The following is a 10,000-nucleotide window of genomic DNA, read 5'->3' on the forward strand; positions in this document are numbered from 1 at the left end:
TCAGTACGCGGCCGGCCTTGACAGGATGTTGTGGCGCGTTTCACTATTTGTCAATCCTGGCGAGGCTGGCAGAGACCAAACTCACGATCATCAAGATTCTGGCAACCAGGAAACTCACCATTCCGTGAGTGCCCGAGAACTCCCACAACGACGGAGCGAATGTGAACCCCTCATATTTCGAGCGTGATGCAAATCGACGCGAAGTGCTCAAGAGAATGGTCCAGATAGGTCTGACACTTCCTGTCGCGGCTCCCCTCCTGGCTGCCTGCGGCACTGCATCGAACACCGGCGCGGAGTCACAGGTGCCGGCGGTCGAGATCACCGATCCGAACGACCCGCGGTTCGAGCGGCGAACTGTTCTGGATAGCTTCTACACCCTGGACAACGACTACTTCCAGGGGTGGGATCGGGCGTCCCGCGAGATGTGCGCGGTCTACAACCTCGAGAGGGATCGCCAGGTCGACAACTCATCCGTTGATGCTCTGCGTGGCATCTTCGAGGCAGCGGTGACCCGTCAGTTTGCCGGTGTGGTGAACGCACCCGCCGTTGCCGCTTCGACGCCGGAGGTCATCGGCATCACCCAGCAGGCCGGGATTCCCACATCCACGGCGTGGTCGAACGCACCGTGGAGCACCCCGTTGGACATCGGTGACTATTTCGTGTCGTACCAGGCCGGAAACGACGAGGCTCTGGCCCGCGCCGTATGCGAAATCTTGTTCAAAGAGATGGGCGGTAAGGGCAAATTCATCCACATCGAGGGACAGCGCGGAAACAGCTCTTCTGACCGCCGGAATGTCGGTGTCGACGAGGCACTGGCCGCCTATCCGAATGTTCAGATGGTCGCCCGGGAAGAGGGCGGTTTCAGTCGTTCGGTGACACAGCCGGTGATCGAAAGCCTACTGACGGCACACCCCGATGTCGCTGGCATCATGTGCTCGAACGACGACTCTGCGATTGCTGTTGTCAATGCACTGGAGTCGCGGAACATGCAGGTTCCCGTCGTGGGAATCGACGCCATCAACGAGTTCCTGGACGCCATGCAGCGCGGTGGGACGGCATTGGCTTCTGCTGCGGTGCACGGCAGTTGGCTCGGCGCCTACTGCATGGTCAAGGTCTTCGACGCGATGAACGGCTTCCAGCTGACGGTGCCGGAGCGGATGATGTACTTCGGCGGGTTCGTGGTCGACACGCCCGAAGCCGCCGCAGCGTACCAGGACCTGATGTACAAAGCCGAACGGTTCCCGTTCGATTACGAGAAGTGGTCCCGTGTGCTGCATCCCGACGACTGGGACCCCCAGAATTCGTTGCGGCCCATCGACCCCAACGCGTACTGGGCCAACTACCCGAAGCCGGCCGGCTACCAATTGCCACCGGACTACGCCACTGCGACGGACTCCGGTGAGTTCCAGCGGATCGAAGAGATGTACAAGACCGCGTTCAAGATCGATCCGTGGAAGGACATCCGCAAGCTCTGCAAGAACAACGGAGGTGCTGACGTCCTATGACGATCACCGAGAACATCTCCCCCGCAACAACTCCGCGGCTGAGTCTCGAACACGTAGGCAAGTCATTCGGCCCGGTGACTGTCCTACGTGACATCTCGTTCACCGTCGCCCGCGGGGAGTTCGTCGGGTTGATCGGTGAGAACGGCGCAGGTAAGTCCACCTTGCTGAACATCCTCAGCGGTGTCACGACCGCTGACCACGGGTCGGTGTTGCTCGACGGCGAGGCATATTCGCCGTCGAACTACCACGAAGCCACGAAGCAGGGCGTGTTTCGGATCTTCCAGGAACTGGCCTTGGCTCCGAACCTGACGGTGTATGAGAACCTCTACCTCTCGCACGAACGTCACCTACGCAAGGCAGGCCTTCTCGACAAGAAGCGGATGCTGCGGATGGCGCGTGAGCTGCTGGACCGGTTCGACCACGGGTGGATCGACGCACGGAAACTGGCGGGCGACTATCCATTCGCGGTTCGCCAGGTGCTCGAGGTCCTCAAGGCGTTCGCCCTGGCCGAGCTCCTTCAACAGCCTCACCCGGTGCTCCTGCTCGATGAGCCCACGGCGGGATTGGCCCAAGAGGAGATCGACTTTCTGGAACAGATCCTGCACCGGGTGCGGAGCGACGCGTCGATCGTGTTCGTCAGTCACCGTCTTTCCGAACTCATCAGCTGGAGCGAGCGGATTCTGGTGATGAAAGACGGTGTGCTGGTAGCTGATCGGGCGGCAGACGCCATGAACGAGGACGAGTTGCACTTCCTGATGGTGGGACGCGAGCGAGACCGCGATTTCTACCACGAGGATCGGCAGCGAATCATCGTCGATGCCGTCGGCACCGACGACGACTCGCCGCTTCTGCAGCTGACGGGCGCCAGCGTCACGGGGTCCTTCAACAAGGTCGATCTGTCGATTCGCAAGGGCGAGATCATCGGTCTGGGAGGCGTTCTCGGTTCCGGGAAGACCGAGGTCGGCCGAGCCGTCGCCGGTGATCTCCTCCTCGACGAAGGTTCGGTGGCGTTCAAGGGCAGCGACATCGGACGGCTGAATCTTCGTCAACGCCAACAGCGCAGCATCGGATACATCCCCCCGGAACGCAAGCGTGAAGGGATCATCGACAACTTCTCGGTGTCGAAGAACATCTCGTTCTCCCGTATCACAACCGGCGGCGGCGGCTCGCTTCTGGACCTCGCCAGGGAGACCAAGGACGCCCACCGCTTCGTGCGTCAGCTGAGCATCAAGACCGACAGCATCAACCAGCAGATCACCCGACTCTCGGGCGGAAACCAGCAAAAGTGCATTCTCGCCAGATGGCTGGCCAGGCCGCTCGACCTGCTGATTCTTGACAACCCGACCCGAGGTGTGGACGCAGGCGCCAAGGAGGACATCTACGCCATCATCCGCGAGCTTGCCGCCAACGATGTCGCGATTCTTCTCATCAGCGACGACCTTCTGGAGTTAATCGGCATGTCCAACGAGATCGTGATCATGAAGGACGGCGAGATCACTCGCCGTCAGGCCGCACCCGTGTCATCGAAACCGACTGAGTTCGACCTTGTTTCGGCGATGGTCTGAGAGAGAGAAATGTCAAACAACACGCAGCAAGCTGAACGCACCCACCAACCGTCGTCGCAGAACCCTCCACGCCCTGATGCCATGGGATTTCTGCGTGAGCACTGGAACACGGCAGCACCGTTCGGCGCTCTGATCGTTCTTGTCGTCGTGTTCACGTTGATGAACTCGACCTTCCTCACCAAGAACAACGGCCTCAACATCCTGAGCCAGTCCTCGGTGCTCCTGGTGCTGGCGATCGCGGCGACCTTCCCGATCTTGATGGGAAGCATCGACCTGTCCATCGGGGCCATCGTCACACTCAGCGCCTCTGTTTGCGCCACCCTCGCGCAGCAGTACGGAGCCTGGGTTTTTCTGCTCTGCCCCTTCATCGGGTTGATCTGCGGCCTGGCCAACGGTCTCCTGGTCTCTTATGCAAAGCTCCCGTCGTTCCTGGTCACATTGGGCACGTCGTTCACCTTCGTCGGCATTGCCAAGTTCGTCACCGATGGACGCCCGGTGCCGGTTGCGGTCAGCGACCTGAGCCAGTGGTTCACCGGCAGCATCTTCGGAATCCCCAAGGTGTCGCTGTGGGCGGTGGTCGCCCTGGTGTTGACCACCTTGATCGCGAGTCGCACTCGGCTTGGCCGCTACATGTACGCCATCGGCGGCAACGAGTTGACCAGTCGCCTGTCGGGCGTGCCCGTCGACCGAACGAAGGTCTACGCGTTCCTCTTGACCGGTTTCCTGGCCGGCGCCGCTGGGCTACTCCAAGTGTTCCGAGTTCGCTCGTCTACTCCAGACCTCGGCGATGCGTTCCTGCTGCTCGCCGTTGCCGCCGTTGTTATGGGAGGTACACCGTTGTCAGGCGGGGTGGGCGGTCCACTGCGCACCGTCACGGGCGTCCTGATCATCACCACACTGTCCAACGGCATGGTCATCGGAGCTGTTCACCCATTCCTACAGACAGTCGTTCAGGGTCTGGTCGTGGTGATCGCGGTGGCGGTGACGCTCGACCGCAAAAAACTGGATCTGGTCAAGTAGCGTCCAGGCACACAGAACGGCCACTGTCTCGACGACAACGAGACAGTGGCCGTTCTGTCATGCGGCGACTGTCACGTGATCAGGGCGCGGTCGATGGGCCGCGGGGGCGCCACCGTCCGCCGATTGACCAGCCGAGGCTGGACGATGACGCGCTGGTGCGGCCGCTTGGGGTCGGCAATCCGTTCCAACAACATGGCTACACCACGCTCTGCCATCACCGCGACATCGCAGTTGATGGTGGTCAGGTCGAATCCTCCCCAACTCGCGACAGGAGAGTCGTCGAACCCGATGAGACTCAGGTCGTCGGGGACCTGCAGCCCCATGGCGGTGGCTCGACTGTGAGCTCCGAGTGCGATGACGTCATTGCCACAGAAGATGGCAGTGGTCTCCGGCAAATTCTTCAGGAGACGTCCGGCTTCTTCGTATCCAGTGTCATAACTGTACGAGCCATGTCGTATTGCTTCGTTCGCAATCGGAACCCCACAGCCGGAAAACGCCGCCAAGAAACCTGCTTCCCGATCACGTCCCGTATTGGTGTTCTTCGGACCGCAGATTAGGCCGACATGTCGGTGACCGGCTTCGAGCAGTGCGGTCGCGGCCAATCTTCCGCCGTAGTAGTTGTCCATGGTGCAGGAGTCTGCTTCGACTTCGTCCAGCGACCGATGCACCAGGACCACGGGAAACCCCTGCCGGGTCAGTTCGCGCGGAATGGTCGACTCCAGGGAGCTACTGGTGATGATCACGCCGCCGATCTGTTTGTCCACCAAACGGCGTAACAGCAGAGTGTCATCCACTTTCTCAGTGAACAAAACGGTGCTGTAGCCCACTGCGTTAAATTCGCTTTGCATCGGTGCCACCAAATGCGGATAAAAAGGACTATCCCAATCGGTGGACACGATTGCAATCTGCTCAGCTCGCATGGACACAGGCGGTTTGTTCTGTGCATTGGGAATGTAACCGAGCTCTCGGGCTGCATCGAGAACGCGCTGGCGTGTCTCATTGGACACGAATGCGTAGCCGCGCAACGCTCGAGACACAGTCGGCTGGGACACGCCCGCAAGACGCGCTACGTCCCAACCTGTGACAGCGGCACGGTCCGGTCCAGGGCTGGGACGGACTGCATGTGAATCGGTCATCGGTGACCTCAGTTCTGTAAACCACGGGGCATGCTCCCGCGGATCCTACTTTCCCGGGAAAGCATATGCCGTGTACCCACCAACGTCAGGCACCCGGTTGAATGCAAAGCGCCCCTGGCGCTTAGCGCCAGGGGCAGCTTGCCCTCACCGGGGGGGCTCAAGGCTGTCGCAAGCTCGGCTTGCTCACTTGATGACGGCGCCGACGTCAACCCCCAGTGTCTGACCTGTGACAAATCGAGACTCATCCGACGCGAGCCACAGAACCGCCTGTGAGATCTCCCGAGGGGCGATGAAGTCGACCGGCATGGCATTCAGAGTTCTGAATGCCACCGAGGCGTCTTCGCGGGTTGGGGTCTCGATGTGGGGCACAAACACCTTGTATGTGTCGAGGTTGTGGACCATCATGGTGTCAACCGCGTGCGGGTTGATGACGTTGACACGGATCATGTGCTCTGCGAGCTCATTTGCCATCGCGCGCATCAGTCCGACCACGCCGTGTTTTGCCGCGTCGTAGTGGCCGAGATTGCGCAGGCCCTTGCTGGCCGCCAACGAGCCCGTCATCATGATAGACCCGCCTTCACCCTGCTCGAGCAGCTGCGGAATCGTGGCCAGACAGGTGTGATAGACACCCGTCAAGCAGACGTCGATGGTGTCCTTCCAAGCCTCGGGCGGAATGTTCCACCCGTCGACGAGCCCGCAAATTCCCGCGTTGCAGACAACAGTGTCAAGCCGGCCAAGCTGGGAAACACCCGTCGCCACCGCCTGCTTGAGCGCCTCCAGATCACGCACATCCGCCTCGATGGTGACCGCCTTTTGGCCCTGCTTCTCAACCAGTTTCGCGGTCTCGGCCAGTTCTTCGGACGTCGCCATCGGGTAGCCGATGGTGGGCACATCCTGGCAGATGTCGACAGCTATGATGTTTGCGCCTTCTTCAGCGAGGCGCTCGGCGTGCGCTCGGCCCTGTCCGCGCGCCGCACCGGTGATGAAAGCAACCTTGCCTTCGACTCTTCCTGCCATGGCCACTCCTCGGGAAATTGGTTGCAGCACAGAAAATTACGGTTAATCTCTATTGATTGTGCCGCCAGCTGAATGTGTTCGACTCAACTGTAGTCACCCGGCCGTGATTTTCGCTACCCCTCCGGCCCTTGAAAACTGGTGAATTCGTTGCACATATTATTCAACACTATTCAACCCGCTGGGCCGATACGCAGCACTGCAACGTCGACGGATTCTGGATGTCAACCTAACCCCGCAGGCATCCTTTCGCTCCACGGAGGGCGACGTCATATTCATCTCGTGCGGCGCCAGCGGCGCTGCGCAGGCAAGCCGGCGTAGAGCCGGCACGGATACGGAGCGAACGCGGTACTGATAGATCGACGATCCCCCCATCGCCTTCACATGTCGTATTGGTATCTCTGTAGAATCACCTGCAGCACAGCCGATAACGTTCAGATGCCGGTCTGCGCCGTCACCGGCTCCGGCTGAAGCGTTTGCGGGGATCTCGGGTCGCTCGGGGCCCTGAATGCGCTGGTTGGTCAACGCCGGCCAATCGACTGTCCCGCACTTCCGGTCGGCGCCTACCCAGCCCGGCCCGAGCCTCATCGTATGGACACAGGAAGAATGGAACAGATGCCCAGCCTGACAGGTAGCGAACCGCACGCCGAGGACCTGCTCATCGAAAGCAACGGCCCGGTCCTCACCGTCACTTTCAATCGTCCTACCCACCACAACGCCATGACCCCGCTCATGTACGACGGCCTGCTGCGTGCGTGCGACCGCGCTGACGAAGATGACGTCCGAGTCTTGTTGTTACGCAGCGCTGGTGGCAGATCATTCGTATCAGGTACGGACATTTCGACATTCAGCGGATTCACCGACTCGGCCGGACCGGTAGCTTTTGAGCGACGAGTGTCAGGCGTCATCCGACGGCTCATCAATGTCGATGTACCGGTGGTGGCAGCCATTGACGGCTATTGCCTCGGAGCCGGTTTGGCGATCGCGATGACGAGCGATATCCGAATCGCCAGCCCGGCCGCACAGTTCGGTGTCCCTATTGCCCGAACTCTCGGCAACACGTTGTCGGCGGAAGTGCTGGACCTTGCACTTCGACATTTTGGACGCAGCCGCACAACTGACATGATCTTGAATGCGCGTCATTTCAGCGCAGACGAGATGAGATCATGTGGATTCGTCTCAGAAGTGCACGAGGATGTCTCCCACGCCGCAGCTGCCGTAGTGCAGCGCATACTCCGTCACGCTCCCCTCACCATGTGGGCCACAAAGGAACTCATTCGCCGATTGCAGTCGACCGCAGAGTCGATCGACGACGAAGACGTCCTCTCGCGCGTTTACGGATCCGCCGATTTCTCCAACGGCGTACGCGGCTTTCTCACGAAGAAGGACCACACCTGGGCCGGGCACTAGTCCAACTCTGCGTTGCCGAACAGCGACGTCACCATCACAGCGACGTGCAGAGAAGTTCTGATGTGGGGATCTTCAAGATCCACATCGAGAATGCTCTCGATCTTGGCGAGCCGCTCATATAGCACCGGGCGAGACAGAAGAAGCGACTTCGCGGCAGCGGCTTTGCTTCCAGGTGTCTCGAGAAAGCCCGTGAGCAGCCTGAGCAGATTGGTGCCTCTCGCAGCGTCGTAGGCAATCAGCGGGCCAAGTTCCCGGCGAGCAAAAAGGCGTAGGCGTTCGTCATCCCGCAACAGGTGGATCAAGCCCCGTAAGTGCACATCGGCGAGCGTTATCCAAGGCCGCGGGTCATCAGGATCACTGGCGGCCAGGATGTTCTTGGCGTCGATCAGGGTGCGGAAGGTGTCCTCGAGACGGTGCACCACTTCTCCCCGCGAAATCGTGACATGCAGTGACTGTCTGACCTCACGCGCCAGAGTGGCCAAGACAGAGTTAACAGAAAGTGTCTGTGGAATGCTGATCACACCGATCACATGGTCAGTCTCGACACCCACCAGCATTGCCATCTGCATTGTTCTCGCCGACTTCGCCAACGTCGAGGCGAGATCGGTCAGGGACCAGCTCTTACCGACATCGCTGCCGAGTTTCTGATGAACTGCGACAGCAAAAAAGCTTCGGTCCCGCACCGGGAAATTGGCAGCCTCACACCGAACTATAAGTTCTGGCGTGATCCGCACCGCCCGCAGTTCCGCGATCAAGCCTGTGTGAGTGTTCCTCTCGACGCTATCACGAGCTCTCGACCTCATCTGATGCAACGAGAGCGCCGCCGCGGCACGCTCGACGAGCACGTGATCGCGTCGGCTTGGCACGCTGTCGGTGATCATCACAAGGCGACCCCAATCATCGCCGCGGGAACCGACCACAGTGGTCAGCCACCCAGACGGTCGGTCGTAGCCCGTACGCCCGGCCAATCCGACTCCGCGAGAGCGGCGAGGCCAGTCAGCGAGAATGTCTTTTGCGTCGCGTCCAGCTGAGTTGTACCCGATCACTTGATGGTGCGCCGATTCCAGAACAATTGGCATCCCGGCGATTTGCGTGACTGCGGCCAAGATTTCCTCTGGGCCTGCCGCATCGACGTCCAGGCGGGTGAATGTCTCGTGAATGTGTTCGCTGGCCCTCAAATCCTCCATCTGCGACTCGAAAACGCGGGCGGCCACCTCTTCCACGACTGCAGCGAACCGCACGACCTTGTGCAGCGCGACCAGAACCAAATCCGAAGACTGGCATGCTTGCGTCAGTGCATGCGGAACCTGCGCCCAACGTCGGCCGAGTTCGACAAAAAGTGCCACTACGCCGGCGTCCGCCAGGGATAGGACGTAGGTGCGCATCGCATCGACATCCTCGGACAGCACGATCCCGGTGATGATGACGATCTCTCCGCCACGCAACAAGTGTGCGATGTCGGCCACTTCCGCCGGATGCACCCAGCGGACCTCACGGTCCAGTCCCGCGGAGCCTGCGATGACCTCGGGGTCAGAGGCTGTCAGAAGCGGCATTGCCAGTACTTCCCGAACAGTCGGCAGCACCGCAATCTCCTCTCATTCACGCGTAGACACTATTATCGACCATGCGACTCACAGCCTGCGGAACAGGGCAATCGTTGGTCGGCGCCGGACTCTGGCATGTCCTGGCCACGACATCCATGTGGGACGAGCTTCTCGGCAGTAGCTCCGGACATTGTGACCGAATAGCTGATCGATTCCGACAAATCGCCGCTGGTGCTACCGGTCTGCCGACTGAAGACTCATCCACCACCCGAAGTAACGACACCTGAACACCCAATTGGACAGCCAATTCTGAATAGGAAATACCATGACCTTCGAGACCATCCTCGTTGAGCGTGACGAGCGCGTCGCCACCATCACGCTGAACCGGCCCAAGGCGCTCAACGCCCTCAACAGTCAGGTGATGGCCGAAGTCACCACCGCGGCAGCCGAACTCGACAACGATCCGGGAATCGGCGCCATCATCGTCACCGGCAGCGAGAAAGCCTTCGCCGCGGGCGCGGACATCAAGGAGATGGCCGACAAGTCCTTCGGTGAGATGTTCGGCTCGGACTTCTTCGCCGACTGGGCGAAATTCGCCGCGGTGCGCACCCCCACCATCGCCGCGGTCGCCGGCTACGCACTGGGCGGCGGGTGTGAACTGGCGATGATGTGCGACATCCTGATCGCCGCCGACACCGCCAAGTTCGGCCAGCCGGAGATCAAACTCGGTGTGCTGCCCGGGATGGGTGGCAGCCAGCGCTGAGGTTGCCCCTTGAGAGTGGACACCAGATTTCATGCCGCGAGTG

7 protein-coding genes and 2 pseudogenes are annotated in these 10,000 nt (G+C 60.5%); 5 read left to right on the forward strand and 4 right to left on the reverse strand.

Annotated features, from left to right (window positions below):
• Window positions 1-128: 128 nt before the first annotated feature.
• Genes QR64_RS03730 through QR64_RS03740 form a run of 3 tightly spaced genes read left to right on the forward strand, consistent with a single transcriptional unit; the run spans window position 129 to window position 4,090 of the window.
• Window positions 129-1,505, forward strand: a complete 1,377-nt coding sequence (locus tag QR64_RS03730) for a sugar ABC transporter substrate-binding protein (protein ID WP_152640914.1) — start codon at window positions 129-131, stop codon at window positions 1,503-1,505.
• On the forward strand, window positions 1,502-3,070 hold the full coding sequence (locus QR64_RS03735) for a sugar ABC transporter ATP-binding protein (RefSeq protein ID WP_052227187.1): 1,569 nt from the start codon (window positions 1,502-1,504) through the stop codon (window positions 3,068-3,070). Before QR64_RS03730 ends, QR64_RS03735 begins: the two co-directional genes overlap by 4 nt.
• A gap of 9 nt (window positions 3,071-3,079) precedes the next feature.
• On the forward strand, window positions 3,080-4,090 hold the full coding sequence (locus tag QR64_RS03740) for an ABC transporter permease (protein WP_084222278.1): 1,011 nt from the start codon (window positions 3,080-3,082) through the stop codon (window positions 4,088-4,090).
• A 71-nt stretch (window positions 4,091-4,161) separates the two neighbouring features.
• On the opposite strand, the gene QR64_RS03745 is transcribed toward QR64_RS03740, so the two are convergent.
• The 3 genes and pseudogenes from QR64_RS03745 to QR64_RS03750 form a co-directional block, all read right to left on the reverse strand.
• On the reverse strand, window positions 4,162-4,986 hold the full coding sequence (locus QR64_RS03745) for a substrate-binding domain-containing protein (RefSeq protein WP_235366993.1): 825 nt from the start codon (window positions 4,984-4,986) through the stop codon (window positions 4,162-4,164).
• A 60-nt stretch (window positions 4,987-5,046) separates the two neighbouring features.
• Window positions 5,047-5,226: pseudogene (locus QR64_RS28790) on the reverse strand (LacI family DNA-binding transcriptional regulator); the annotation flags it as partial.
• Between the two features lie 183 nt (window positions 5,227-5,409).
• On the reverse strand, window positions 5,410-6,243 hold the full coding sequence (locus QR64_RS03750) for a mycofactocin-coupled SDR family oxidoreductase (protein ID WP_039584198.1): 834 nt from the start codon (window positions 6,241-6,243) through the stop codon (window positions 5,410-5,412).
• Between the two features lie 603 nt (window positions 6,244-6,846).
• Between QR64_RS03750 and QR64_RS03755 the strand changes: the two genes are divergently transcribed.
• Entirely contained in the window at window positions 6,847-7,650 is an 804-nt protein-coding gene (locus QR64_RS03755; protein ID WP_200886469.1) for an enoyl-CoA hydratase, read from the forward strand.
• Here the strand turns inward: QR64_RS03755 and QR64_RS03760 are convergent.
• Window positions 7,647-9,233, reverse strand: a complete 1,587-nt coding sequence (locus tag QR64_RS03760) for a PucR family transcriptional regulator (RefSeq protein WP_039584188.1) — start codon at window positions 9,231-9,233, stop codon at window positions 7,647-7,649. The genes QR64_RS03755 and QR64_RS03760 overlap by 4 nt on opposite strands.
• Window positions 9,234-9,519: 286 nt before the next feature.
• Here QR64_RS03760 and QR64_RS03765 point away from each other — a divergent pair.
• Window positions 9,520-9,954, forward strand: a pseudogene (locus QR64_RS03765) (enoyl-CoA hydratase-related protein); the annotation flags it as partial.
• Window positions 9,955-10,000: the final 46 nt, after the last annotated feature.

Source organism: Rhodococcus sp. Chr-9 (assembly GCF_000801125.1).
GTDB lineage: Bacteria > Actinomycetota > Actinomycetes > Mycobacteriales > Mycobacteriaceae > Rhodococcus > Rhodococcus pyridinivorans.

Bases quoted from the DNA above. Each gene is read 5' to 3' on its own strand.
- QR64_RS03735 (WP_052227187.1), top strand. From the start codon at position 1,502: ATGACGATCACCGAGAACATCTCCCCCGCAACAACTCCGCGGCTGAGT.
- QR64_RS03740 (WP_084222278.1), top strand. From the start codon at position 3,080: ATGTCAAACAACACGCAGCAAGCTGAACGCACCCACCAACCGTCGTCG.
- QR64_RS03750 (WP_039584198.1), bottom strand. From the start codon at position 6,243: ATGGCAGGAAGAGTCGAAGGCAAGGTTGCTTTCATCACCGGTGCGGCG.
- QR64_RS03755 (WP_200886469.1), top strand. From the start codon at position 6,847: ATGGAACAGATGCCCAGCCTGACAGGTAGCGAACCGCACGCCGAGGAC.